This is a genomic window from Actinomyces slackii, assembly GCF_900637295.1.
GTDB classification, from domain to species: Bacteria; Actinomycetota; Actinomycetes; order Actinomycetales; family Actinomycetaceae; genus Actinomyces; species Actinomyces slackii.
On record NZ_LR134363.1, the window covers coordinates 2,426,438 to 2,452,523 of the forward strand.

Consider the following 26,086-nt stretch of genomic DNA (forward strand, 5'->3'; position numbering starts at 1 on the left):
AGCCCTGGCCGGTCAGGCCGCCGGCCCGCTAGAAGACGACGACGGAGGCGAGCCGTCGGCCGGCCAGCTGGGCCCTGCCCCCCAGAGCGGCCAGCTCCAGGAGCATGCACACGTCGTCGACCCGCGCCCCGGCCTGCTCGAGGAGGCTGATGGAGGCCGCGGCCGTCCCCCCGGTGGCCAGGACATCGTCGATGACCAGCACCCGCGATCCGGGCTCCACGCTCTCCGGGCGCAGCTCCATGCGGGCGGTGCCGTACTCCAAGGCGTAGTCCGCCCCGATGACCGGTCCGGGCAGCTTGCCGCCCTTGCGCACGGTCAGCATGCCGGTGCCCAGCGCGACGGCCAGGGGCGCGGCAAGGATGAAGCCCCGTGACTCCAGGCCGGCCACCGCGTCCACGCGTCCGCGGTAGTGGTCGGCAAGGCCCTCGACGAGCCGGGAGAAGGCCGGCCCGTCGGCGAGCAGGGGCGTGATGTCGCGAAACAGGACACCGGGCTCGGGAAAGTCCGGGATCTCGCGCAGATGCTCCAGCACGAGCCCGGTCAGCTCCTGGGGGATCGCGGGGAGGGCAGAGCCCTCGCGGGCAGGTGATGATGCGGCGGTCATCAGCGCCTCTTCTTCCTCTTGGGCTGGGCGCTGACGCCCAGGTGATGGCCGGGGATGAGGGGGGAGGCCGCGGGAGCGGCGCTGATGGCCTCCAGGGCCTCCTGATCGTCGCCGGCCTGGGCGATGCGGTCCTGGCGCGCAGCCTCCACCTTGGCGGCCTGCTCGATGACCACCGTCTCACGGGAGCGCAGGTCCACCAGCAGTGGCGCGGCCAGGAGGACCGAGGACAGGGTTCCCGCGATCATGCCGATGAACAGGGTCAGGGCGATGTCGCGCAGGGTGCCCGCGCCCAGGATGAAGGCCCCGACCACCAGCAGGGAGGCCACCGGGAGCACCCCGACCACCGAGGTGTTCAGGGAGCGGATGAGGGTCTGGTTGACCGCGAGGTTGGCCAGCTCGCCGTAGGTCGAGCGGGTCTGGGCCTCGAAGCCTGCGGTGTTCTCCCGGACCTTGTCGAAGATCACGACGGTGTCGTAGAGGGAGTAGCCCAGGATGGTCAGCACCCCGATGACCGTGGCCGGGGTGACCTCGAAGCCGGTGGCGGCGTAGATGCCCACCGTGACGACGATGTCGTGGACGAGGGCGGCCATGGCGGCCACCGCCATCTTCCAGGTGCGGAAGTAGAACCAGATGAGCAGTCCCACCAGCACGAAGAACAGCGCCAGGCCGCGGGCGGCCTTGGTGGTGACGTCGGAGGACCAGGTCGGTCCCACCGTGGTGGCGGTGACGGCCCCGGCGTCGACCTTGTAGGCCTTGGCCAGCTGGGCCGACAGGCTGTCGAGCTCGGCCTTGGCCAGCTCATTGGTCTGGACGCGCACGGAGGACGAGCCCATGGTGCTCACCGAGGAGCCCGAGCTCAGCCCGGCATCCCTGAGCACGTCATTGGCCGGCTCGACGGCGGGTGAGGAGATGCCGGTGATGGTGATCTCCGAGCCCCCCTTGAAGTCGATGCCGGGGTTGAGCCCGACTGTTCCCAGCAGGAGGGCCGAGCCGGCGATGATGAGCACGGCGATCGTGTACCAGATCCTCCGCTTGGCCACGATCGGGAAGGATGTCCGACCGGAGTAGAGGTCGTTTCCGAGGCTCGACAGGGAGATCACGCCCGCTCACCGTCCTTTCCTGAGGAGGTCAGGGCGTCGGCGGCATCATCGGATTCCTCAGCCCCATCGGAATCGGTGGTCGTGGGCGCCTCGTCCCGGTCGGCCTCCAGGGGGTCCTCATCCGGGCCGTCATCCGCCGATGAGGCGGCGCGGCGCGCCTCGACCTTGCGGCGGGCCAGCGAGGAGACGATCTCCCCGGCCATGGCCTCACGGCGCCGACCGTATGTGGACGCCGAGGTCGAGCCCAGGTGCTCGGGATCCAGGCCGGAGAGGCGGTGGCCCTCGCCGAAGAAGCGGAAGCGCACGAGCCAGACCATGAACGGGTGGGTGAACATGACCACGACGGCCAGGTCCACCAGGGTGGTGACCCCCAGGGTGAAGGCGAAGCCCTGGACCCCGCCCACGGCCAGGAAGTAGAGGACCACGGCGGCCACGAGGTTGACGATGTCGGAGACGATGATGGTGCGCCGGGCGTGCTTCCAGCCCTCATCGATGGCGGTGGCCAGGACCCGGCCCTGGCGGACCTCATCACGGATCCTCTCGAAGTAGATGATGAAGGAGTCCACGGTGATGCCGATGGCGATGATCAGGCCGGCCACTCCGGCCAGCGACAGGCGATAGCCCATCCCCCAGCTCAGCGCCGTGATGGCCAGGTAGGTGATTGCGGCGGCGATGATCAGGGAGAGCACGGCGACGATCGACAGGCCCCGGTACTGCCAGGCCAGGTAGATGATGATGAGTCCGAAGCCGATGAGCCCGGCGATCAGCCCGTTGCGCAGCTGCTCGGTTCCCAGGGTGGCGGAGATCTGCTGCTCGGACTGCACGGTGAAGCTCAGCGGCAGCGAGCCGAAGGAGAGCTGATTGGCCAGGGTGTTGGCCTGGTTCTGGGTGAAGTCGCCGCTGATCTGCACGCGACCGTCGGTGATGGCCGTGGTGACCTCCGGATTGAAGCCGGAGGCCATGATCGTCAGGCCGTCCAGGACGATGGCGAACTGGGCCTTGGCCGCATCCGGGGAGGCGGCCCCGCCCATCGCGGCGGCCCCGGAGGAGTCGCGGAAGCCGATGAGGCGCCCGGAGAGGCTGGAGAACTTCTTGGTTCCGGCCGAGTCGAACTCCAGGGAGACCACCCAGCGATTGGTGGTCCCGCCCTGGCTGGTGGTCTCCAGGCCGGAGGCCGCGTTGTCCAGCTCGGTCCCGGTGATCTCGGCCGGGCCGAGGATGTAGGCGCCCGGCGCCCCCTCCTTGGCGCAGGAGATGACCGCCTTCTTGGGGTCCTGGGTCTGGCCGGTGAGGTTGGCGGGGTCGGTGCAGTTGGTCATGTAGGCGTCGTAGATGAGCTTCTCAGTCATCCAGTGGTCCGAGGAGTTGTCCTGGGAGGTCGCCGGCAGCGGGTCGGTCGAGATGGTGCCATCGCCGTTGACGTCGGCGGCCTGGGTGGCGATCTGCTCGGCCGTCATGGGCTCGGTCGGCGCCTCGGGGCTGGCCTGCTCCGCGGGCGCCTCGGTGGGCTGCTCCGTGGGCTGCTCCTCCTGGGGCGCCGCCGGCTCCGTGGGCTCGGCGGCGGGATCGGGGGCGGGCTGGGTGGCCGCGGGCTCGACCTCGGTCTCCTCAGGGGCGACGGTGCTCACGCCGGGCTCGGCGGTGGCGGCACCGTCCGGAACCACGGCATCGGGGCTGGCCGACGGCGCGGGCGCGGTCTGCTGGCCCGCCTGCGAGGCCTGGGCCTGGGCGATCATCGGCGCGCTGGCCTCGATGACGCGCAGAACGGGCCGGAAGTACATGACCGCCGAGGTGCGCACGAGGTCCAGGGTCTCCTGGCTGGGCTTGCCCGGCAGTGAGACCACGATGTTCTGCCCGCCCTGCCTGGAGATCTGGGCCTCGGCCACGCCGGAGGCGTCCACGCGCTGGCGGATGACGTCGATGGCCTGGTCCACGTCGGCGTCGGTGATTGTTGAGCCGTCGGAGGTGGTGGGGGTCAGGATGATCTGGGTGCCGCCCTCGAGGTCGAGGGCCAGGCCCGGGGTCATCGAGGCGCGCCCGGTGACCGATCCCGCGACCAGGGCCCCGAAGCCCAGGGCGATGAGGATGAGAAGCATCAGGAGGCGCTGCCCCGAGCGCTTTCGCTGCGGTGTGGTGGACACGTGGTCCCTTCCTGGAGGTGTGGGAGCCTGCGCGGCTGTGATGCCGGGGCTCAGGGCCGGTTCTCGTCCGAGGGCTGGTCCGACTCCTTGGCGGGCTCCTGCCCGGGAGTCTCGTCCTCGCCGTCCTCAACGCCGTCGACCTCATCGATGGCATCGGAGTCGGATGAGCCCTCCTCGTCCTGCGCCGAGGCGAAGGGCGGCTCCTCAGCGCCACTGATGGCGCGCTTGGCCCACAGGGTCTCATCGCCCAGCGGAGTGGCGAGGGTCACCACATCCCCATCGACCTCGACGACGGTTCCGTAGAAGCCGGAGGTGGTGCGCACCCAGGCGCCGGGGACCAGGGCCTCCTCGATCCTCTGGGCCTGAGCCTCGGCCATCCTCGACTGCTGGCGCCGGGCGAAGAAGGACATGATCCAGAAGACGCCCAGCATGAGTGCGAGCATTGCGAACAGTTCCATGATGGCGTCTCCGTTTCGCATCGGGGTGATGTCAGGGCCAGGATGGCGCAAACCGACGGGGGCGAGTCTAGGCCACCGAGTCAAGAGCACAAGCGATATGCACGAGGAATCGGGCACAAGATGGTCTCGACGGCCCGCACCTGGCCGGGACCCGCCCGGCGCAGGCCCTCAGGTGAACAGGACTCCCTCAGCCGGCGCCTGGAGTCCCAGATGCTCGTAGGCCGCGACCGTGGCGGCCCGGCCCCGGGGAGTTCTCACCATGAGTCCCTCGCGCACCAGATAGGGCTCGGCCACGGTCTCGACCGTCTCGGGCTCCTCGCCCACGCTGACCGCGAGGGTGGTCAGTCCTACGGGCCCTCCCCCAAAGCGCGTGCACAGCGCATGGAGCACCTGGCGGTCCAGCCGATCCAGTCCCAGGGGGTCGACCTCGAAGACCTCCAGCGCGCCGCGGGCCGCCTCTAAGTCCAGGCGCCCGGGGCTGCCGTGGACCTCGGCCCAGTCCTGGACGCGGCGCAGCAGCCGGTTGGCGATGCGCGGCGTGCCCCGCGAGCGGCGGGCGAGCTCGCTCGCCGCCTCACCCTCCAGGTCCACGCCCAGCAGGCCCGCGCTGCGGCGCAGGATCCGGGTCAGCTCACCGGGCCCGTAGAAGTCCAGATGACCGGTGAAGCCGAAGCGATCGCGCAGGGGGGCGGGAAGGAGGCCGGCGCGAGTGGTGGCCCCCACCACCGTGAAGGGGGGCAGGGACAGGGGGATGGACGTGGCCCCCGGGCCCTTGCCCACCACGATGTCCACCCGGTAGTCCTCCATGGCCAGGTAGAGCATCTCCTCAGCGGTTCGGGCCAGGCGGTGGATCTCATCGATGAAGAGCACGTCGCCCTCCTCCAGGGAGGACAGGATGGCGGCCAGGTCCCCGGCGTGCTGGATGGCCGGGCCACTGGTCAGGCGCAGCGAGCCCTCGACCTCCGCGGCGATGATCATGGCCAGGGTGGTCTTCCCCAGGCCGGGAGGGCCCGAGAGCAGCACATGGTCGGCGGTCACACCGCGGGCCCGGGCCGAGCGCAGCACCACCGAGAGCTGGCCGCGCACGACCTCCTGGCCGATGAAGTCCTCCAGGCGCTTGGGGCGCAGGGCGGCCTCGGCGGCGCGCTCGGAGTCCTGGGCGCCGCCATCGACCATGCGCTGGTCTCCCATGTCAGCCATGTCAGCCATGGCGGCCGCCTCCCAGCCAGCGCAGGCAGGCGCGCAGCAGCTCGGCGGTGTCCGCCGGGTGATCATCCTGAACCGCCAGGACCGCCTGGCGGGCCGCGGACTCGTTCCAGCCCAGCTGGGTCAGCGCCGCCATGACATCGGGGTCGGGATCACCGGCCACCGCTGGCGCGGCGCCCTGGGCCACGGCGATGGGATCCCCCACGACGGCGCCCAGCTTGTCGCCGATGTCGATGATGATGCGCTGGGCGCCCTTGGGCCCCAGGCCGGGAACGCGCTTGAGGGCGGCCACGTCCTGGTCGGCGATGGCGCGGCGAAGCGCGTCGGGGGTGTGGACGGCGAGGATCGCCAGGGCGAGCTTGGCCCCCACCCCCCTGGCGCTCATGAGGACGCGGAAGCAGTCCCGCTCGTCGGCCTCGGCGAAGCCGTAGAGGGTCATGGAGTCCTCGCGCACCACCAGCTCGGTGTGGACCAGGGCCTCCTGGCCGACTCTCAGGCCCGAGAGCGTGGCGGGCGTGGCCTGCAGGCTCATGCCCACGCCGCCGGTCTCGATCACCGCGCCGGTGAGGGACAGGTCCAGCACGGTGCCGCGCAGTGAAGCGATCATGCCTGGGGATCTCCTGAGAACACGGGGTCGAACAGATGTTCGGAGCCTAGCAGGCGCCTGTGCTCGGTGCGCCCAGGCGCGCGGCCCCGTTGGGTCTGGGCGGACCAGAGCGGGCCAGAGCGGGCCAGAGCAGGTCTCAGCGCCGGATGCGCCGGGGGTCGACGGCGCCGGTGCGGCGGGCCGCGGCCTGGGCCGCGGCCCACTGTCGCTGGGCGGGGGTGCGCGCCGAGGCCCGCACCGATCCGCCGGCGGAGACCATGTCGGTGGCGTCGTCGGCGCCCGTGCCCCCACCGCGCCATCCGTGACAGATGGCCTGGGCCAGGGCATCGGCGGCGTCGGCGGGCCGAGGGGGAGCGTCCAGGCCGAGAATGCGGGTGACCATGGCCTGGACCTGGGCCTTGTCGGCGGTCCCCGATCCGGTGACGGCGGCCTTGGCCTCACTGGGCGTGTGCTGGGCCACCTCCAGGCCCGCCCGGGCGCCGGCGGCCATGGCCACTCCCATGACCTGGGCCACTGAGATGACCGAGCGCAGGTTGTCCTGGGCGAAGACCCTCTCGATGGACACCACCGATGGCCCCAGCCGGGCGATCCAGTCCTCGATGGCCTCGGTGATGGTCAGCAGGCGCAGCTCCGGGCTCTGGGCCGGAGGCGTGCGCACCACGCCGACCTGCACCAGGCGCACCCTGCGGCCGGGATCGATGTCCACGCAGCCCAGGCCGCACCGGGTCAGGCCCGGGTCGATCCCGAGCACTCGCTGCTGGGCGACGACGGCCTGGCGGGAGCGGATCGGCGCGGGGGACACGGCGCGCTCAGTCCTCGTGGGCCTGGAACTCGGCGGCGACCTCAGGGGACATGTCCACGGAGGTGAAGACGTTCTGGACGTCGTCGGAGTCCTCCAGGGCATCGATGAGGCGGAAGACCTTGCGGGCGCCCTCGACGTCGACCTCCACCTTGGTCCCGGCCACGAACTGGACCTCGGCGGAGTCGTAGTCCATCCCGGCCTCGGTCAGAGCGGTGCGCACGGCCACCAGGTCGCCGGGCTCGGAGTAGATCTCGAAGGACTCCCCCATGTCCTCGACCTCCTCGGCGCCGGCCTCCAGGACCGCCAGGAGGATGGAGTCCTCATCGACGCCCTCGGCCTTGGGGACCTCGATGACGCCCTTGCGCGAGAAGTTGTACGCCACCGAGCCGGGATCCGCCAGGCTGCCGCCGTTGCGGGAGAAGGCCACGCGCACGTCGGAGGCGGCGCGGTTGCGGTTGTCGGTCAGGCACTCGACGAGGAAGGCCACGCCGCCGGGGCCGTAGCCCTCGTACATGATGGTCTGCCAGTCCGCTCCCCCGGCCTCCTCCCCGCTGCCGCGCTTGACGGCGCGGGTGATGTTGTCAGCGGGCACCGAGTTCTTCTTGGCCTTCTGGATGGCGTCGAAGAGGGTCGGGTTCCCGGTGGGGTCACCGCCGCCGGTGCGCGCAGCCACCTCGATGTTCTTGATGAGGCGGGCGAAGAGCTTGCCGCGCTTGGCATCGATGGCGGCCTTCTTGTGCTTGGTGGTGGCCCACTTGGAGTGACCCGACATACATGCTCCTTGGGAGTGTCAGTGGATGTGGCGGATGGGCGAGTGCGGCGCCGCGGCCTCAGGACCGGTGCGCCACCATATCGACGAAGACGCCATGGACGCGGTGATCGCCCCCGACCTCGGGGTGGAAGGAGGTGGCCAGCAGCGGTCCCTGACGAACCGCCACGATCCTACCGCCTGATGCTGAGCCTTCATCACTGCCGGCCCTGCCCGAGCGGGTCGTGGCCAGGACCTCGACGCCCTCGTCGACCTCCTCGACCCAGGGGGCGCGGATGAACACGGCCCTGAGGGGATCGCCCGGTCCCGCGCCGAGCCCGGGGGCGATGAGGTCCTCCTCGTAGGAGTCCACCTCGCGCCCGAAGGCATTGCGCCGCACGGTCATGCCGATGCCGCCCAGGAAGGACTGCCCCGGCGCCGCCCCCTGAACGCGGTCGGCCAGCATGATCATGCCCGCGCAGGAGCCATAGACGGCCAGCCCCTCGGCCACGAGGGCCCGCAGTGGCTCGAGCATCCCGAAGGAGGTCAGCAGCGTGCTCATGGTCGTGGACTCGCCCCCCGGGAGGATGAGCCCGTCGAGCCGGTCCCCGGGGCGCGCCCCCAGGTCCCCGGCGCTGCGCACGGCCACCGCCCGGGCTCCGGCGGCCTCCAGGGCCAGGCTGTGCTCGCGCACGTCCCCCTGCAGGGCGAGCACCCCGATGGTCGGGCGCGCATCGAGCCTCGAGGCGGCGGGGAACAGGGCCCGGGGCCTCAGGGCGCTCAGGGTCGAGCCATCCACCCTGGAGGGGGCGCTGGCAGCGCCGTGGCCGGCGAGCCGCTGCTCCTGCCGGGCCCGGGGGTCGCTCGGTGCCTCCGGCTCGACGGCGTCACCCGGGTCGGACACGTCCATCACCGCCCCATCCCATCCCCGGCCGAGCGCCTCGATGACCTCGGGCAGGGCCCGGGGGTAGACCTCCTCGCCCCGCTCGCGCGCCCCGACCAGCTCGTCGTGGCTCCACCAGCGCACGCTGTCCACGGCATCGCGCTCCAGAGCGGTCCATCCCGCGGCGGAGGGGGCGTACGGGGTGCTCAGGCGCAGCAGGAAGTAGGTCTCGCTCTGGCGGCAGACCAGGCGGGCGAATCGCAGGAGCGCCTCACGATGGGCGACGGGGCCCTCCAGATCGCCGGGCTCGATCCGCAGCCCCGTCTCCTCGGCCAGCTCGCGCGCCGCGCCGCTGGCCGCCCCCTCCCCAGCCCGCAGGCCGCCGCCGGGGGTGAAGATCCAGCTGTGGGACGGATCGGCCGTGTCATGCCCGGTCAGGAGCAGGACCCGGTTCTCACCGGAGTCCTGTCCGGTCAGGACGATCACCCTGGCGGCGCGCCTGGAGGGCAGGCCATCGGGGCCCAGGCGCCACTCCTGGGGGTCGAGGGTCAGCGCCCAGTCCTCGGGGACCAGGTGCGGGTCGCGGCCGTCCCGGGTCAGGTCCCGGGTCAGGTCCCCAGTCAGGTCGGCGGCCCGCGTCGCGGCTGCCCCGGCGGCGGTGCTCGAGGCGCTCACCAGCCGCGCTCGGCCAGGCGGTGGGGCGCGGGCACGTCCTCGACGCTGATGCCCACCATCGCCTCGCCCAGCCCCCGTGAGACCTCGGCGATCACGGCCGGGTCATCGAACTGGGCGGTGGCGCGCACGATGGCGGCGGCGCGCCTGGCCGGGTCGCCGGACTTGAAGATGCCCGAGCCCACGAAGACGCCCTCGGCGCCCATCTGCATCATCATGGCGGCGTCGGCCGGGGTGGCGATGCCCCCGGCGGTGAACAGGACCACGGGCAGGCTCCCGGTGCGGGCGACCTCGGCGACCAGCTCGTAGGGGGCGCTGAGCTCCTTGGCAGCCACGTAGAGCTCGTCCTCCGGCAGGGAGGTGAGCCGGCGGATCTCGTCGCGGATGGTGCGCATGTGGGTGACGGCATTGGACACGTCCCCGGTGCCCGCCTCGCCCTTGGAGCGGATCATCGCCGCCCCCTCGGCGATGCGGCGCAGGGCCTCCCCCAGATTGGTGGCCCCGCAGACGAAGGGCACGGTGAAGGCCTGCTTGTCGATGTGGTGGACGTAGTCGGCGGGGGTGAGGACCTCGGACTCGTCGATGTAGTCCACGCCCAGGGACTGGAGGACCTGGGCCTCGACGACATGGCCGATGCGAGCCTTGGCCATGACCGGGATGGAGACGGCCTCGATGATGCCGGTGATGAGGTCGGGATCGGACATGCGGGCCACACCGCCCTGGGAGCGGATATCGGCCGGGACGCGCTCCAGGGCCATGACGGCCACAGCGCCCGCATCCTGGGCGATGCGGGCCTGGTCGGGGGTGACCACATCCATGATGACGCCCCCCTTGAGCATGTCGGCCATGCCGCGCTTGATGGTCGGGGTGCCGGTGGTCGCGTTCGTCGTGCTCATCGTGATCCTCGGGGCAGGGCCGCCCCCACAAGGGCGGCGTGCGGGTGTGACGGGTATAGCGGGTGCAGCAGGTGCAGCGGGTATAGCGGGTGTAGCGAGTGCGGAATGCCGGCGAGGCCGGGGACGGGCGGGGCATCGGAGGGTGATCTCGCGGCGGCTCGGCCCGAGCCGCCCCGATGCTACTACCCGCCTGCCCGCTAGCCGCCCAGCCGCCGGCTGGTCCCGGCGCCGGCCGGGATCAGTACTGGCCGAGGAAGACCTTGCGGGAGGAGGTGATCTCGGCCAGCAGCCGGCTCTCGCGCTGGGCGAAGTCAGGCTCGGCGTGGCCGTCGACGGCCTGCTGGCGCAGCTGGGCCAGTTGCGCGGAGGCCTTCTGGAAGCGAGCCATCGCCTGGGCCACCGCCGGTCCCTGCCAGCCGGCCCACTGCTTGGCCCGTCGCCGCCCCGAGCCCGTGGTGAGCATGGTGACCTCGGTGGGGAAGAACCAGCCGGCGCGCGCGTAGTCGGACAGCCGGGTGCGCATCGTCATCCGCTCGGCCCATCGCAGCCAGAAGACCATGCCGATGCACACCAGGAAGAGAGGGACCTCGACAAGCAGGTAGAGCAGCGCGGAGGAGCTGGCCACGCCGTTCCAGAAGGCGTGCAGGATGATGGCCCCCACGAGCCCCAGGGGCGTCCACCACACCCAGGCGGCCCTGGACCGGCTGCGGGCGGACAGCCCGATGGCCAGACCGGTGCAGGCCGTGAAGCTCACATGGGCGAAGGGGGAGAAGACTCCGCGGATGATGAAGACGTAGACCAGCATGTCGTTGTACTGGACGAAGTAGGAGATGTTCTCGGCGAAGGCGAATCCGGCGGCCACGACCGAGGCGTAGACGAGCCCATCCACGGCGCCGTTGAAGGTCCGGCGCCAGATGAGGAAGATGATGAGGACTCCCAGGCCCTTGGTCAGCTCCTCGATGATGGGGGCGGAGACCACCGCGGAGAAGAACATGGCGTCCTCGAGGTCGCCCGAGGATCCGGCAACCAGCCCCACGGTGGTGGTGTTGACCACCAGGGAGATGGCGGTGGAGACCCCCGCTCCCCACAGGAAGGCCACGGTCAGGGTGCTCCAGGGCTCGGGCTCCCAGCGGTCGATCCACCGCACCACGGCGAGGACGATGACCAGGGGGATCATCGCCAGCAGGATGACCGAGGCCAGCTGAGCCAGGCTGGAGGCGGACAGCGAGACGATCCACAGCATGGCGATCAGCCCCAGGGAGCCCAGGGCGACCAGGACGATCCGCAGCACGTCGCGCCACGTGCCCCCGGTCGCCCCGGGGGCGCCCCAGTCCGGGGCCTGTCCCAGGGTGCCGGCCGGGGCATGGCCGGGCAGGGCCATCCCCCGCGCCCCCATCGCGCCCTCTGGGCGCCGGGAGGCTCCCGAGAGCACGGGCAGCTCGGCGCGCCGATAGCCCGGGCGCGGCGCCCAGGCTCCTGTTCCGGGTGGTGGTGCGCTCATGACTCCCTCTCACATGGCCGTCGGCTCATGGCCCTGTGGGCCCAGGGGCCGGCTCGGCGTCGTCGTCGGCATCGAAGGTCTGGGGCATGGGGGCCCGCCCGGCCAGGTGGAAGACCCGGACGATCAGGCTGGAGCGCAGGGCCCGTGCCTCACTGACATGGGTGTTGTGGAAACGGCGGGCCAGGACCAGCCGGCTGCACGCCCTGTCCAACCGTGCCAGAGCCTGGGCGCCGAGCGCATCGGTGAGCTCTGCCCGTGCCGGGACGTTCAGCACGGTGCGCAGCACCCGACTGAGATCGGATTCCAGGCCGGCTCGGTGGGCCGTTCGGCGCTGCTGGCCCGGATGCGCCTCGCCCTGAGCACGGTGGCCACGGTGGCCGGGCTGGACCGGGGCATCTGCGGCATCTGGGGCATCGGCGGCATCGACTCGGGGGCCGGGATCCAGGCCGTCCTCCACGATGGGCCCCTCGGCGTCCAGGGCCTCGCAAGCGGCCCTGATCAGCAGCAGGCTGGAGGCGGGATCCAAGACGCCGCTGGCGGCCAGGTCGCAGGCCGCCTCGGCGCGGTAGGTGAGCTGGGCCTCCAGGGTCGCCCGGGAGCCCAGGACCTGCCGGTGGAGGCGGTCAACGCGCACCGCCATGACGTACAGGGACCATCCGATGACCAGCAGGACGGGCAGGACGATGACCAGCACGCTCATCACAGTGGGCCAGGGACCATCGCCGAGGATCAAGGGCTGCAGGAGCGGGGCCTGGGTCCGGGGCGGGATCATGTCTCCTCCTGGCGGGCGCGGCGGAGGCGGTCGAGCGCGGTGCCGGTCCTGGCCTCGGGAGCCCCCGGCGCCTGTGCAGTGGACAGGGCCATCTCATAGACGTCGAGGATCTCATCGGTCACGGCCGCCCAGTCGTAGCGGCCCACGATGGCGCTGGCCGCCCGGCCGCGCTCAATGGCCGCGGCCGGCTCGGTCAGGGTCTCGATGATGACGCGGGCCAGGTCCTGGCTGTCCCCGTTGCGGAAGAGCGCGCCGTAGCGGCCCTGGTCCAGGACATCGGAGAAGGCTGTCAGATCCGAGGCGATGACGTGGGTTCCGGCGGCCATGGCCTCGATGAGGACGATGCCGAAGGACTCCCCCCCGGTCTGGGGGGCCACGTAGCAGGTTGCCGAGGCCAGCATGGCGGCCTTGTCCTCGTCGCTGATCCCGCCCAGGAAGGCCACGCAGTCGCCGTGGCTCTCCAGCTGCTCCCTGATGTGGAGGGCCTGGCCGCGCCCGGCGATGAGGAATCGCGCCCCGGCCACGGCGCGCAGGACGGCGGGGATGGCGCGGGCCAGAACGTCCAGGCCCTTGCGCGGCTCGTCCAGGCGCCCCAGGAAGGCGATGGTGGGGGCCTGCTCGGTGCCGGCGAAGCGGGGGTCGTCGCCGCGGGCCCGGGTGAAGGGCGCGGTGCGCACGCCGTTGGGGATGACCACGGCGTCGCCCCCGTGATACTGGATGAGGGTGCGCCGGGCCTCCTCGGAGACCGCGATGCGGGCGGTGAGCCTCTCCATGAGCGGGACGGCCACCGGCGAGAGCAGCTCGCGGGCCAGGGACCGGTCCAGGGCGGCGTGGAAGGTGCCCACGACGGGGCACTGCGCGGCCTGGAGGGCGAGCATGCCCACGCTGGGCGTGATGGGCTCGTGGATATGGACGAGGTCGAAGTCGCCTGCCTCCAGCCAGCGCCGGGCGCGCCGGGCCACCAGGGCGCCGAAGTTCAGACGGGCCACGGAGCCGTTGTAGGGGATGGCGATGGCCTGCCCGGCGCTGGTGACCCATTCGGGCAGCTCTGTGTCCTCCGCCGCGGGGGCCAGGACCTGGACCTCATGGCCCCGCGACTGGAGCTCTCCGGCCAGGTCCATGACATGGGCCTGGACCCCGCCGTGGGCCTCGAAGGAGTAGGGGCACACGATCCCGATCCTCATGCCCCCTCCTGGCCCGGCTCGTTCTTGACCATGGCGCTTTCCGCGCTCGCGTGCGACTCCTGCCGGCTGTCCCGGGCCCAGCCGCGGGCCAGCCGCTGCGGATCGAGGTCCTCGGTGAAGACGGGCTGGAGCATGTGCCAGTCCTGGGGGTGAGCGGCCAGCAGTGGTCCGAGCTCGCGCACCCAGGTACGGGTGTGCTCGGCCACCCGATCGGGCCCGTCCTGGACACCGGGCACCGCCCTGATGGTCAGCACCAGCCCCCAGGGGGATCCGGCCCGACGACGGCGCTGGCCGGTCAGGCGCTCGTAGTGGATGGAGGCGACATACAGGGGCAGGTCGAGGTGCGCGGCGATCGCGGCGGGGCCGGCGGCCACGTAGGCGCTGTGCCCGCACAGCCGGGCCTCGATCCCCGCCGAGCTCAGGTCCCTGTCCGCCAGCAGGGCGATGGCGCAGTGCTCCTCGCGGGCGGCGCTCACCAGGCGGTCGAAGACTCGCTCGCCACGGGCCTGGCCGATGATGCGCATGCCCAGGCCCTGACGGAAGGCAGTGAACTGCTCGAAGAGATCCGCCGGCTCGAGCCTCTCGGCGACGGTGAGCACGGGCGCCAGCTCCCGGCAGGCCCAGGCGGCGGCCAGGTCCCAGTTGCCCGTGTGGCCCAGGGCCAGCACGACGCCGCCGCGGCGCAGATCCTCATGGAGGGCGGGGTCGGCATCGGCGCGCACGCGGGCCTGGAGCTGCTGCGGACCGATCCCCGGCAGGGCGAAGACCTCGTAGAAGTAGCGCATGTAGGAGCGCATGCCCGACCGTGAGGCCGCCCGCACCTGGGCGGGGCTGGCACCGGGAAGGACCCTGGACAGGTTGCGCTCGAGCTGGCCCACTCCGCTGCCCGTGCCGGCGCCGCCCAGCGCGCCGCGCAGGCGGTGGAGGCACCAGATGATGTCGCCCACGCCGTGGGCCAGGGCGTAGCCCACCGGGGCCGGGAGGCGGTGCGCATGCCTCCAGGCCATGCGATAGGCGTCCTGGACGCCGGGCCGCCTCATGCCCGCTCCCCGCCTGGCATCGCCCCGGCGCGCTCCTGGGCCAGGGCCTGGGAGCGCACGACGACGATGCGCTGGATCACCGTCACGGCGCTGGCCGCGGCCACCAGGGCCAGTCCCGCGCTGAGCACCCAGGCCGGCGCGCCCAGTCCGACCGCCAGGATCGCGACGCCGATGATGACAAGCCGATCGGTGCGCTCGGCGATGCCCACCGAGGCGGTGGCTCCGATGGACTCCGCCCGCGCCCTGGCATAGGGGACGGCTGCGACCAGGACGACGCAGACCACCCCCAGGCTCACCGTCGTGGTGCGCAGGGCGCCGTCGGCCAGGTGGAGTGCGGCCCACACGATGAGGGAGCCGAAGATCGCGCCGTCGGCCAGGCGGTCCATGGTCGAGTCCAGGAAGGCGCCGAACTGCGAGGTCCGTCCGGTGGCGCGGGCGAGAATCCCGTCGCATGAGTCGGCGGCCAGCAGCGCGGCCAGCAGCGGGGGCGCCAGGAGGAACCGCCCCTGGGGCAGGGTGGACACGGCCGCGCCCACCGTCAGCACCGTGCCGGCCACGGTGAGCATGTTGGGGGTGACCCCCGCCCTGGCCAGGGCCAGGGCGGGCCGGGTGAACAGGGCCGTGCTCAGGCCCCGTCCGTGCTGTCCGAGCATGTGCTGCCTCGTCGGTCGGGGTTGGTCGGGGTTGGTCGGGGTTGGTCGGGGTTGATCAGGGTTGGACTGTCAGGCGGGCCGGCGGCCCGCGAGGATGGCCTGGCGCCGCTCAGCCCGGCCCAGCGGCGCCGGGGGCCGTGTCCCAGGCCTGGGCGAGCATGTCGCGCTGAGTGCCCAGGAGCTGGGGGACGGGCTTGGTGCGTCCGATGATGGGCATGAAGTTCGCATCCCCCTGCCACCTGGGCACGATGTGCTGGTGGAGGTGCGCGGCGATGCCGGCGCCGGCCACCTCGCCCTGATTCATCCCCAGGTTGAAGCCGTGGGGGCGCGAGACCGAGCGCACCACCTCCATGGCCCGCGCGGTCAGCTCGCCGATCTCCGCCCGCTCATCCTCGCTGGCCTCGGTGTAGTCGGAGATGTGCCGGTAGGGGCACACCAGGAGGTGACCGGTGTTGTAGGGGTAGAGGTTCATGATGACATAGGCGCTCAGGCCGCGATGGACGATCAGCGCCTCAGCGTCGGCCTGCTGGGGCCCGATGCAGAAGGGGCACTGGGAGGGGGTGTCATCAGCGGGCTTGTTCTGCCCGCCGATGTAGACCATGCGGTGGGGCGTCCACAGCCTCTGGAAGGCCGCCGGAGCGCCCTCGTGGTAGGGGGGCTCCTCGACCAGGGGCGGGTCGGGCCGCTCAGTCACGGCTGAGCCTCTCCCCCGCCGGGTCGTTGACGCGCCGGGCGATCACCGAGGCGATGTGCTCCACGGCCCGGCCCACGGGCACGCCATTGGTCTGCTCCCCGTCGCGGAAGCGGAAGGACACGGCGCCGGCCTGGGCGTCCTCTCCACCCGCGATCAGCGTGAAGGGGATCTTGTCCTTGGAGGCGTTGCGGATCTTCTTGCCGAAGCGGTCGTCGGACAGGTCGGCCTCCACCCTGACCCCGCGGGCGCGCAGCTGCTCGGCCACCTCGCGCACGTAGTCGTCGAAGGCCTCGGCCACGGGGATGAGGCGGACCTGGACGGGAGCCAGCCAGGCCGGGAAGGCGCCCGCGTAGTGCTCGGTGAGCACCCCGATGAAGCGCTCGACGGACCCGAGCTTGGCCGAGTGCAGCATGATGGGGCGCTGATGCGTGCCATCGGAGGCGGTGTACTCCAGGTCGAAGCGCTCGGGCTGGTTGAAGTCGTACTGGACCGTCGACATCTGCCAGGTCCGCCCAATGGCATCCTTGACCTGGACGGAGACCTTGGGCCCGTAGAAGGCCGCGCCCCCGGGGTCGGGAACGACGGTCAGGCCGGAGGCGTCGCAGGCCTCCTTCAGGGCCGCGGTGGCCACCGCCCAGTCCTGGTCGGAGCCGATGAACTTGTCCTTCTTGGCGCCGTCCTCATCGCGGGTGGACAGCTCCAGGTAGAAGTCGGTCAGGCCGAAGTCCTGGAGGATGGAGATGAAGAAGGCGATCTGGGCCTTGATCTCCTGCCCGGCCTGCTCGGTGGTGCAGTAGGTGTGGGAGTCGTCCTGGGTGAATCCGCGCATGCGGGTCAGGCCGTGGACCACTCCGGACTTCTCGTAGCGGTAGTCGTGCCCCATCTCGAAGAAGCGCAGGGGCAGCTCGCGGTATGAGCGCCCCCGGGAGCGGAAGATGAGATTGTGCATGGGGCAGTTCATGGCCTTGAGGTAGTACTCCTGGCCGGCCTTGGTGATGTTGCCCGCCTCGTCGCGCTCCTCATCGGCGAGCATGGGCGGGAACATGGTGTCCGCGTAGTAGGGCAGGTGGCCCGAGGTGTGGAACAGCCCGCCCTTGGAGATCTCGGGGGTGTGGACGAAGTCGAAGCCGTACTCGCGGTGGCGGGCGATGACATGGCTCTCGATCTCGTGGCGCAGCATCGCTCCCTTGGGGTGGAAGACGACCAGGCCGGGGCCGATCTCCTCGGGGAAGGAGAAGAGGTCGAGCTCGGCGCCGAGCTTGCGGTGGTCGCGCCGCTCGGCCTCCTTGATGCGCTCCTGGTAGGCCTTGAGCTCCTCCTTGGTGGCCCAGGCGGTGCCGTAGATGCGCTGCAGCGAGTCCCCGGACTGGTCTCCCTTCCAGTAGGCGGAGGAGGACTTGGTCAGGGCGAAGCCCATCCCGATATGCCGGGTCGAGGGCAGGTGGGGGCCGCGGCACAGGTCGCTCCAGGCGACGCTGCCATCGCGCCGGACGTTGTCATACACGGTCAGGCCCCCCGAGCCGACCTCCACCGAGGCGCCCTCGGCCCCGGCGCCCTTGGTGGTGATGAGCTCGAGCTTGTAGGGCTGGTCCGCCAGCTCGACGGCGCCCTGGGCCTCGGTGATCTCGCGGCGCACGAAGCGCTGGCCCTCCTTGACGATGCGCTTCATGCGCTTGTCGATCTCGCGCATCATCTCGGGGGTCACGGCGTCGATATTGCCGAAGTCGTAGTAGAAGCCATCGGTGATGAAGGGTCCGATGCCCAGGTTGACCTCGGGGAACATCTCCTGGACGGCCTGGGCCATGACATGGGTGGCGCTGTGGCGCAGGATGTCCAGGCCGTCGGGCGAGTCGATGGTGATGGGCTCAACGGCCGCACCGGCCGGGATCGGGCGCTCCAGGTCCCAGGGCTCGCCGTTGACGCGCATGGCCACCACCCCGGCCCTGATCGCCTCCTGCCCGAACAGGGCCGTGCCCGTGGTCCCCGGCTCGATGCTCCTGACCAGGCCGTCGAGGGTGATGTCACAGGTGGGCTGGGCTTCCACGCGCTTGTCTCCTTGGGTCATGGGGTGCTGCACCAGCACCCTGGCTTGGCCCTGAGTCTAACCGGGAGCGCCGCGAGTCAGTCGACCTGCTCGCCGCCCCGGGAGCGCAGTGCATCACGCATCCGCTTGGCACTGACCAGCCCCCGGTAGACCACCCGGGAGACCGGCACGTCCCAGGCGCCGTCGACCTCGGTGACGTGCTGGGCGTAGCGCTTCTTGTACTGCCCCACCGTGTAGAGCTCGGGCACGCGCGTGGAGCCGGCGCCCATGAGGTCCAGTCCGCGGTAGCCCTCCTGGGCCAGGGCGCAGGCGGCCCACCAGTCCAGGGCCTCGGCCCCGCGGAAGGATCGCGAGGCGTTGGACGAGGCGCCGTAGTAGGCCACGGAGTCCTTGCCGGAGGTCAGGATGAGGTCCCAGGCGTGGGGCACCCCGTCCTGGCGCAGGACGAAGAGCCGGGCGTGCTCGGGGCCCAGGGAGGTCAGCATGGTCCAGTAGACCTCGGAGCCGTGGGGCGAGAAGCCGTCGCGCTCGGCGGTCTCGCGCAGCACCTCGTAGACCTCCTCGAAGGCCTGGCGGTCCAGCCCGGTCTCGTCGCTGATCGTGCAGCCGGCCTCGCGGGCCACCCTCTCGGCGCGCTTGACGGCGCGGCGCCCGTCCTTGGGCATGGCGGCCGCGATCGCCTCTGGGGTCTTGGGGGTCAGGTCGATGACATAGGTGCGGTCATAGGTGATGGTCGAGATGAGCTCGCGAAGATCCTTGGCGCCGTAGCGGGCGTGCATGCGGATGAACCGGATCGAGCGGTCCCGGCGCTTGACCTCCATGCGCAGGAGCTCGCGCAGATGCGCCTCGCGCTGGGGGGACTGCTCCTTGAGCCAGACCGGACCGTGCTTGGCCCACAGGAAGGCCTGGCCGGCCAGCTCGTAGCGGTACAGGGCGATGGCGGCCACGGGCTTGCCGCCGTCCTCGTAGAGGTAGCGGCCCCACAGGCGGCGCCCCAGGGCCTCCTCGAAGCGCTGCCAGCACTCGGCCTGCTCCACGGGCATCGGGCTGTTGCCCACGGCGATGCGCATCTCGCGCCCGTCGACGGCACGCAGGGTCTCCGAGCGTCCGGGGGTTGACAGTGCCCTGGGGACCGCCGGGCGCTGGGCTGCGCCGCCCTGGGAGGCGGGGCGGGGCGAGGACTGCGAGGGACTGTGCGTGGACATTCAGCGGGACCTGTCGTTGGAGGAGATCGGATAGTGGCGGGCGAACTTGCGGTACTGGTTGAGGCGCTGCGCCTCGATGGTCAGGCGGCGGCGCACGGAGCGCTCGGTGGGGTCGCGCAGCGGGTCGGCCAGGCCGCGCGCCAGGGAGTCGGCCCGGCCGCGCAACTCGGGATCGGCCAGGTAGCGCCTCAGGAGGCGGTAGGGGACCAGGGAGTAGAGCACCTGGGTGGTGACCTCGGTGCGCGGGCCGCGCATGTCGCAGACCAGATCGTCGAGCATGACGGTCATGGGATTGGCGCCCGCGGCGGACAGGTAGAAGGAGTTGCGGCCGATGCGGGGGTTGACCTCGAAGAAGAGCTCGCGACCATCACGGGGGTCGACCTTGATGTCCAGGTTGGCGAAGCCCCGGTAGCCGGCGTGGGTCAGGAGCGCCTCGGTGGCCCGCCACAGGCCCGGGAAGGCCTCGGTGATCATGGACACCGGGTTGCCGATGAGCCAGGGGGCGTGGTCCTCCAGCAGGACGCGGGCCGAGCCGACCAGGCGCATGGCGCCGGTGGAGTCCATGTAGACCGTGACCGAGCGCATGGCGGTGTCATCCCCGGGGATGCGCTCCTGGAGGAGGAAGGGCGAGCGGTAGTCGGCCGACTCCAGCGCCTGCCACATGGCGGCGAGCTCCTGGGCGTCGTCGATGAACCAGATCTTGCGCTTGCCCTCGAAGGAGACCCGGTCGTAATCCGATCCGATGGCGGCCTTGGCCACCAGGGGGAAGGGAACGCCCAGCGGCTCGGGGTCGAGGGGCGGAGTGCAGGCGGGATCGGCCAGGTCCACGATGACCTCGCGGGGAGTGGCGACCCCGACCTCGGCGCACAGGCGGGAGAAGGAGGCCTTGTCGCTGACGCGCTCCATGACCTCCAGGTCGGGGAAGGGAAGCACGCAGGTGGGCTCCAGGCGCTCGCGGTTGGCGGCGATCAGCGCGGCCGCGGCGTCGGTATTGGCCATGACCACCGCGCTGCGCTCAGGGCGGTCGGCCGTGAGCCTCTCGATGATCGCGACGGTCTGCTCGCCGGGCGCGCCGGCCTCCTGATGGACGACGTCGATGTAACGGGATCGCGTGATCGCCACGATCGGCTCGCTGGCCACCAGTGCCACCCGGTTGCCGGTGGCCTCGTGGAGCTGGCGGGCCAGAGCGTAGGCCCCGATGTCCCCTCCGAGGACGATCGGGAGCAGGTGCCCGAAGCGTGCTGCCATTCCTATCCGTTCTGTGCCGATGGGGCCGGACCCGCCTGGGACCGGCGTCGCGCGCTTGCGAGCCGTGCGTCCGCGAGGGGATCGGTCATCACAAGCAAGAGCGATAAGGCCCACCATATGGCACGATCAGGGTCATCCCGATCCTTCGTCGGGATGATTCGGCCATCGCGCCCCCTGGTCATGCGCAGGAGGCCGGGCCTGTCCCGGGGATGAGGCGGCCCACCGGCCCAAGGCGCGCCAGCAGCAAAAAAGGCGCCCCTGGGCGCCTGCTCGGTATCCGTGATGCCGGTGGGCGATACTGGGTTCGAACCAGTGACCTCTTCCGTGTCAGGGAAGCGCGCTACCGCTGCGCCAATCGCCCGAGCGGATGACGGGACTCGAACCCGCGACCCTCACCTTGGCAAGGTGATGCTCTACCAACTGAGCCACATCCGCGTGACACCCTTGTGGGGTGCGGGAAGAAAATTAGCAGAGCCCCGGCTCGGCGGCAAAGCGCCGAGCAGACCAGAGGGCATGAGGTGGCTCACTCATCATATGCGGGCGCGCCGCGCCCAGCGGGGAGCAGCAGCCCCACGCCGCCTGTTCGCCCCCGCCCGGGGCTCCTGTCCGGCCTGCGGCATCCCCGGCCCAAGTGACCCGCCCCGTGGTCGCGAACGTGGCAAGGTTGTGCCATGGCGACTCTTCAGACTCCGCAGACCTGGCCAGGCCAGCCCTATCCCCTGGGTGCCACCTACGATGGGGCGGGCACCAACTTCTCACTCTTCTCGGCCGTGGCGACCTCGGTCGAGCTCTGCCTGTTCGATGACAAGGGCGCCGAGACGAGGATTCCGCTGACCGAGGTCGACGCCGACGTCTGGCACGCCTACCTGCCCGGGATCTCCCCGGGGCAGAAGTACGGCTACCGCGTGCACGGACCCTACGACCCCGCCAGCGGGCACCGCTGCGACCCCTCCAAGCTGCTCCTGGACCCCTACGCCAAGGCGATGTCCGGCCAGGTCTCCCCCTCGCAGGCGCTCTACTCCTACCAGTTCCTCAACCCTGAGGCCCGCAACGAGGAGGACTCCGCCGAGCACACCATGCGCTCAGTGGTGATCAACCCCTTCTTCGACTGGGGGCACGACCGCCCCCCGGGCCACGAGTACCACGAGACGATCATCTACGAGGCCCATGTCAAGGGCCTGACCCAGCTCCACCCCGAGGTCCCCGAGCACCTGCGCGGCACCTATGCGGGGCTGGCCCAGCCGGTGATCATCGAGCACCTGAAGTCCCTGGGGATCACGGCCATCGAGCTGATGCCGGTCCACCAGTTCGTCAATGACACGCATCTGCAGGAGAAAGGCCTGTCGAACTACTGGGGCTACAACACCATCGGCTTCTTCGCCCCGCACAACACCTACACGGCCTACGGCTCCGACGGCCAGCAGGTCCAGGAGTTCAAATCCATGGTCAAGGCCCTCCACGAGGCCGACATCGAGGTGATCCTCGACGTGGTCTACAACCACACCGCCGAGGGCAACCACATGGGTCCCACCCTGTCCTTCCGCGGCATCGACAACGCCTCCTACTACCGGCTCGTCGACGGCGACCAGGCCCACTACTTCGACACCACGGGCACCGGCAACTCCCTGCTCATGCGCTCCCCCGCCGTCCTGCAGCTGATCATGGACTCCCTGCGCTACTGGGTCACCGAGATGCATGTCGACGGCTTCCGCTTCGACCTGGCCTCCACCCTGGCGCGCCAGTTCCACGAGGTGGACAAGCTCTCCGCCTTCTTCGACATCATCCACCAGGATCCGGTCCTCTCCCAGGTCAAGCTCATCGCCGAGCCCTGGGATGTGGGCGACGGCGGCTACAACGTCGGCGGCTTCCCGGTCCTGTGGAGCGAGTGGAACGGCCAGTACCGCGACACGGTGCGCGACTTCTGGCGCGGTGAGCCCTCGACCCTGGGAGAGTTCGCCTCCCGGATCACCGGCTCCTCCGACCTCTACCAGCACTCGGGCCGTACCCCGGTGGCCTCCATCAACTTCGTCACCGCGCATGACGGCTTCACCATGCGCGACCTGGTCTCCTACAACACCAAGCACAACGAGGCCAATCTGGAGGGCGGCGCCGACGGCGACTCCAACAACCACTCCTGGAACTGCGGCGCCGAGGGCCCCACGGATGATCCGCAGGTCATCGAGCTGCGCATGCGTCAGATCCGCAACTTCCTGGCCACCATCCTGTTCAGCCAGGGCGTGCCCATGATCTGCCATGGCGATGAGATGGGCCGCACCCAGGGCGGCAACAACAACGTCTACTGCCAGGACAACGAGATCTCCTGGGTGCACTGGGATCTCGATGAGCATCAGCAGGAGCTGCTGGACTTCACCCGCACCATGATGTGGATGCGCCGCGACCACCCGGTGCTGCGGCGTCGCCGCTTCTTCTCCGGGGACGCCGGGCACGGCGGGGAGTCCGAGCTCGGGGAGATCGAGTGGCTCACCCCCTCGGGGCAGTCGATGACCGAGCAGGACTGGGGCACCTGGTACGCCCGAGCCATGATGGTCTTCCTCAATGGCCAGGCCATCGCCGAGCCCGACCTGCGCGGCCAGCGCATCGTGGACAGCTCCTTCCTGGTGCTCATCAACGCCTCCGAGGAGGACATCGAGTTCACCCTGCCCACCCCGGACTACGCCCCCAGCTGGCAGGTGGCCCTGGACACCGCCCCGGCGGTGGACGGGGACTCCGACCCCGTCCTGGAGGCCGGTGAGACCGTCGTGGTCGAGTCCCGCTCCATGCTCTTCCTGACCTGTGACCCCGAGGCGATCAGCGCCGAGCACGCCTCGTCCTGACCGCGGCGCGGGCCCGACCGATCCTGACCCGGGCGGTCGGGCCCGCGCCCGGCCCCGGGCGACCGAACCACCACGTACTGGAGCTGAGCATGGAGACACCGCAGAGCACGGCCGATCAGATCACCACCGCCCGCAGCCCGGAGCGGCCCGAGCAGGACACCGGCGGGGAGTACGCCCCCTGGTCGGGCCATGTGCCCTCCCCGGGGCGCCGCACCCCGGTGACCACCTACCGCATCCAGCTGGGCGAGTCGATGACCTTCGCCGATGCGGCCGAGCTGGTGCCCTACCTCAAGCGACTGGGCATCACCGACCTCTACCTCTCCCCCATCCTGGCGGCCGCACCGGGGTCCACCCACGGGTACGACGTGGTCGATCACCGGCGCATCGCCGAGCACCTGGGCGGGCGCGAGGGCCTGGAGGCCCTGGCCCGCACCGCCCATGAGGCCGGCATGGGCGTGGTGGTGGACATCGTCCCCAACCACATGGCCGTGCCCACCCCGGCCTGGCACAACCTGCCCCTGTGGTCCGTGCTGCGCGAGGGCCCCCAGTCCCCATTCGCCGCCTGGTTCGACGTCTCGGTCGATGAGCCGATCCTCATGCCGGTGCTGGGCAGGCGCATCGGGGCGGTCCTGGCCGAGGAGGAGCTGGTCCTGGAGCAGGCGGTGGTGCCCGGCCTGGAGGCCGAGGGCCCCCAGTGGGTGCTGCGGTACTACGACCAGGCCTTCCCCGTCGCCGAGGGCACCCAGTCCCTGCCCATGCATGTGCTGGTCGAGCGCCAGCACTACCGGCTGGCCTACTGGAAGGTGGGCGATGAGGAGATCAACTACCGGCGCTTCTTCGATGTGGGCACCCTGGCGGCCATCCGCGTGGAGGACCCCGAGGTCTTCGCCGGTTCCCACGCCCTGATCCTGGAGCTCATGGACTCCGGGGTCATCGATGCCCTGCGGGTGGACCATCCCGACGGCCTGGCTGATCCCGGCGGCTACCTCAACCGCCTGTCCCAGGCCACCGGCGGGGCCTGGATCGCGGCGGAGAAGATCCTGGCCCCCACCGAGTCGCTGCCCACCTCCTGGTCCGTGGCCGGCACCACCGGCTACGACGCCGCCTGGCGCATCGACCAGCTCCAGGTCGACAGCGCCGGGGCCGCCCGCCTGGGCGCCCTCATGCAGGAGTTCACCGGTGAGGGCCCGGTGCTCTACGAGCGCGTCGTCGAGGCCGCCAAGCGGGAGATCATCACCGGATCCCTGGCCTCGGAGGTCGACCGCCTGGCCCGGCTGTTGGGCTCCCTGACCTCTCAGGACGTGCGCCTGCGCGACCACACGGTGCGGGACCTTCGCGACTGCGTGGTCGAGCTGCTGGTCGCGGCCGACCAGTACCGCGCCTACGTGGTGCCCGGAGTCGCGCCCTCACCGGAGACGGAGGCCGTGCTGCGCGGGGACGCCGAGCGGGCCCGCACCCGACTGGAGGCGGACCAGGCCGAGACCCTGGACCTGGTGGTGGCCCTGCTGCTGGGCGAGGCGGTGGGATCCGAGGGACTGTCGGACTCCCCTGAGCGCGCTGAGGCCGTGATCCGCTTCCAGCAGGTCTGCGGGGCCGTGACCGCCAAGGGCGTGGAGGACACGGCCTTCTACCGCTGGACGCATCTGACCAGCCTGACCGAGGTCGGAGGGAATCCCTTCGGATTCGCTCTCAGCGCCGATGAGGCTCATGCCTGGGCCTCCCGCACCCAGGAGCTGTGGCCCGTGACGATGGTGACCTCCACCACTCATGACACCAAGCGGGGCGAGGATGTGCGCGCGCGCCTGGACGTGCTGGCCTCCTACTCCACCGAGTGGGAGGACATGGTTCACCGCCTGCGCGCCGCCACCGCCGCGGCCCGTCCCACGGACCTGGACGGTCGCAGCGAGAACCTGCTGTGGCAGACCCTGTGGGGGACCTGGGCTCCGGACTCGGGCGACCCGATGACCGCCGAGCGCCTGGGCGCCTACCTCATCAAGGCCTCCCGGGAGCAGAAGGTCTGGACCACCTGGACCGCCCCGGATGAGGCGCGCGAGAGGGCGCTGACCGACTACGCCGCTCATCTGCTGACCGACGAGCAGGTGGCCGAGGAGATGCGGGCCTTCGCCTCCCTGACCGCCCGCTCGGTGCGCGCCTGCGTGCTGGCCAACAAGGCCCTGACCCTGACCTGGCTGGGCGTGGCCGACGTCTACCAGGGCTCGGAGACCACGCGCACCTCCCTGGTGGACCCGGACAACCGCCGACCGGTGGACTATGACGGGCCCCAGGGCCTGTCCACCGTCCTGGAGCGGCTCGAGGCAGGGCAGACGCCCCGCAGCCTCGATGAGGAGAAGCTGGCGCTGGTCTCCCGCCTGGCGGGGCTGCGCGCCCAGCGGCCCGAGACCTTCGTTGGTCCCCGCTCGGGCTATCGGGCCATCCCGGTGACCACCTCACTGGCCTTCGCCTATGCCCGGCTGCTGGACGGCGAGCCCGACGTGGTGGTCATCGCCCGGCGCCTGCCGCGCCGCCTGGAGCAGCTGGGCGGCTGGCGCCAGGACTCGGTGGTCCTGCCCCCGGGGCAGTGGCGCGATGTGCTCTCCGGTGCACGGTGCCAGGGCGGGGACTGCCATCTGGCCGAGGTGATGGGTGAGGCCCCCGTCGTCGTCCTGGCCCGGATGCGCGATGAGGAGCCCCCCGATCAGGGCGCCGGCGCGATCGGGGGCGAGCAGTGAGCGCGGCGCGGGCCGCGAGCGCCCCCGACGCCGCGCCGTGGGTCTCCCCCGCCCCGCCGCCGGAT

At 71.1% G+C, this 26,086-nt stretch carries 21 protein-coding genes, 2 tRNA genes and 1 pseudogene; 2 read left to right on the forward strand and 22 right to left on the reverse strand.

All coding sequences use genetic code 11. From position 1 onward, the window contains the following. Positions 1-28: 28 nt before the first annotated feature. The 22 genes and pseudogenes from EL266_RS09925 to EL266_RS10030 form a co-directional block, all read right to left on the reverse strand. Positions 29-604 carry an adenine phosphoribosyltransferase gene (locus EL266_RS09925; protein ID WP_026427493.1) on the reverse strand — a complete coding sequence of 192 codons (576 nt, stop codon included), beginning with the start codon at positions 602-604 and terminating at the stop codon, positions 29-31. Further along, entirely contained in the window at positions 604-1,704 is a 1,101-nt protein-coding gene (secF, locus tag EL266_RS09930; protein WP_026427494.1) for a protein translocase subunit SecF, read from the reverse strand. The genes EL266_RS09925 and secF overlap by 1 nt, the downstream gene beginning before the upstream one ends. Beyond that, positions 1,701-3,800: a protein translocase subunit SecD gene (gene secD, locus EL266_RS09935; RefSeq protein ID WP_051281349.1), complete on the reverse strand. Its 2,100-nt coding sequence runs from the start codon at positions 3,798-3,800 to the stop codon at positions 1,701-1,703. Before secD ends, secF begins: the two co-directional genes overlap by 4 nt. Positions 3,801-3,895: 95 nt before the next feature. Further along, positions 3,896-4,303, reverse strand: a complete 408-nt coding sequence (locus EL266_RS09940; protein WP_026427496.1) for a preprotein translocase subunit YajC — start codon at positions 4,301-4,303, stop codon at positions 3,896-3,898. A 168-nt stretch (positions 4,304-4,471) separates the two neighbouring features. Then, entirely contained in the window at positions 4,472-5,512 is a 1,041-nt protein-coding gene (gene ruvB, locus EL266_RS09945) for a Holliday junction branch migration DNA helicase RuvB (protein WP_026427497.1), read from the reverse strand. Beyond that, positions 5,505-6,116 (reverse strand): Holliday junction branch migration protein RuvA, encoded by a 612-nt coding sequence (gene ruvA / locus EL266_RS09950; protein WP_026427498.1) that lies wholly within the window; start codon positions 6,114-6,116, stop codon positions 5,505-5,507. The genes ruvB and ruvA overlap by 8 nt, the downstream gene beginning before the upstream one ends. Positions 6,117-6,252: 136 nt before the next feature. Continuing rightward, a complete protein-coding gene (ruvC, locus tag EL266_RS09955; RefSeq protein ID WP_084500993.1) occupies positions 6,253-6,867 on the reverse strand; it encodes a crossover junction endodeoxyribonuclease RuvC in 615 nt (204 codons plus the stop codon). A gap of 58 nt (positions 6,868-6,925) precedes the next feature. Continuing rightward, complete coding sequence (locus tag EL266_RS09960; RefSeq protein ID WP_026427500.1) at positions 6,926-7,690, reverse strand: YebC/PmpR family DNA-binding transcriptional regulator; 765 nt, start codon at positions 7,688-7,690, stop codon at positions 6,926-6,928. 58 nt (positions 7,691-7,748) lie between these two features. Then, positions 7,749-8,450, reverse strand: a complete 702-nt coding sequence (gene pdxT / locus EL266_RS09965) for a pyridoxal 5'-phosphate synthase glutaminase subunit PdxT (protein ID WP_051281350.1) — start codon at positions 8,448-8,450, stop codon at positions 7,749-7,751. A gap of 189 nt (positions 8,451-8,639) precedes the next feature. Continuing rightward, positions 8,640-9,224, reverse strand: a pseudogene (locus EL266_RS13895) (NUDIX hydrolase); the annotation flags it as partial. Continuing rightward, positions 9,221-10,117: a pyridoxal 5'-phosphate synthase lyase subunit PdxS gene (gene pdxS / locus EL266_RS09975; protein WP_051281332.1), complete on the reverse strand. Its 897-nt coding sequence runs from the start codon at positions 10,115-10,117 to the stop codon at positions 9,221-9,223. The pseudogene EL266_RS13895 and the gene pdxS, both read right to left, overlap by 4 nt. Positions 10,118-10,355: 238 nt before the next feature. Beyond that, positions 10,356-11,618: a PrsW family intramembrane metalloprotease gene (locus EL266_RS09980; RefSeq protein ID WP_026427502.1), complete on the reverse strand. Its 1,263-nt coding sequence runs from the start codon at positions 11,616-11,618 to the stop codon at positions 10,356-10,358. Between the two features lie 25 nt (positions 11,619-11,643). After that, positions 11,644-12,318, reverse strand: coding sequence for a hypothetical protein (locus EL266_RS09985; protein ID WP_034515276.1), 675 nt, complete (start codon positions 12,316-12,318; stop codon positions 11,644-11,646). A 68-nt stretch (positions 12,319-12,386) separates the two neighbouring features. Then, positions 12,387-13,574, reverse strand: coding sequence for a glycosyltransferase family 4 protein (locus EL266_RS09990; protein WP_026427504.1), 1,188 nt, complete (start codon positions 13,572-13,574; stop codon positions 12,387-12,389). Further along, positions 13,571-14,614: a phosphatidylinositol mannoside acyltransferase gene (locus tag EL266_RS09995; protein ID WP_051281333.1), complete on the reverse strand. Its 1,044-nt coding sequence runs from the start codon at positions 14,612-14,614 to the stop codon at positions 13,571-13,573. Before EL266_RS09995 ends, EL266_RS09990 begins: the two co-directional genes overlap by 4 nt. Then, positions 14,611-15,267 (reverse strand): phosphatidylinositol phosphate synthase, encoded by a 657-nt coding sequence (gene pgsA / locus EL266_RS10000; protein WP_026427505.1) that lies wholly within the window; start codon positions 15,265-15,267, stop codon positions 14,611-14,613. The genes EL266_RS09995 and pgsA overlap by 4 nt, the downstream gene beginning before the upstream one ends. A 109-nt stretch (positions 15,268-15,376) precedes the next feature. After that, the gene (locus EL266_RS10005; protein WP_026427506.1) at positions 15,377-15,961 is read right to left on the reverse strand and encodes an HIT family protein; all 585 of its coding nucleotides are present in this window, start codon (positions 15,959-15,961) and stop codon (positions 15,377-15,379) included. Continuing rightward, positions 15,954-18,005 (reverse strand): threonine--tRNA ligase, encoded by a 2,052-nt coding sequence (gene thrS / locus EL266_RS10010; protein ID WP_026427507.1) that lies wholly within the window; start codon positions 18,003-18,005, stop codon positions 15,954-15,956. Before thrS ends, EL266_RS10005 begins: the two co-directional genes overlap by 8 nt. A 77-nt stretch (positions 18,006-18,082) precedes the next feature. Continuing rightward, positions 18,083-19,210 (reverse strand): lipid II:glycine glycyltransferase FemX, encoded by a 1,128-nt coding sequence (locus EL266_RS10015; protein WP_084500968.1) that lies wholly within the window; start codon positions 19,208-19,210, stop codon positions 18,083-18,085. Next, positions 19,211-20,458 carry a carboxylate--amine ligase gene (locus EL266_RS10020; protein ID WP_026427508.1) on the reverse strand — a complete coding sequence of 416 codons (1,248 nt, stop codon included), beginning with the start codon at positions 20,456-20,458 and terminating at the stop codon, positions 19,211-19,213. A gap of 289 nt (positions 20,459-20,747) precedes the next feature. Then, a tRNA-Val gene (locus tag EL266_RS10025) sits at positions 20,748-20,819 on the reverse strand. Position 20,820: 1 nt separating this feature from the next. Then, positions 20,821-20,893 (reverse strand) — tRNA-Gly (locus EL266_RS10030). A gap of 236 nt (positions 20,894-21,129) precedes the next feature. Between EL266_RS10030 and glgX the strand changes: the two genes are divergently transcribed. Both glgX and treY read left to right on the forward strand, forming a co-directional pair. Further along, positions 21,130-23,292 carry a glycogen debranching protein GlgX gene (gene glgX, locus EL266_RS10035; RefSeq protein ID WP_026427509.1) on the forward strand — a complete coding sequence of 721 codons (2,163 nt, stop codon included), beginning with the start codon at positions 21,130-21,132 and terminating at the stop codon, positions 23,290-23,292. A gap of 89 nt (positions 23,293-23,381) precedes the next feature. Beyond that, positions 23,382-26,021: a malto-oligosyltrehalose synthase gene (treY, locus tag EL266_RS10040; protein ID WP_084500970.1), complete on the forward strand. Its 2,640-nt coding sequence runs from the start codon at positions 23,382-23,384 to the stop codon at positions 26,019-26,021. Positions 26,022-26,086: the final 65 nt, after the last annotated feature.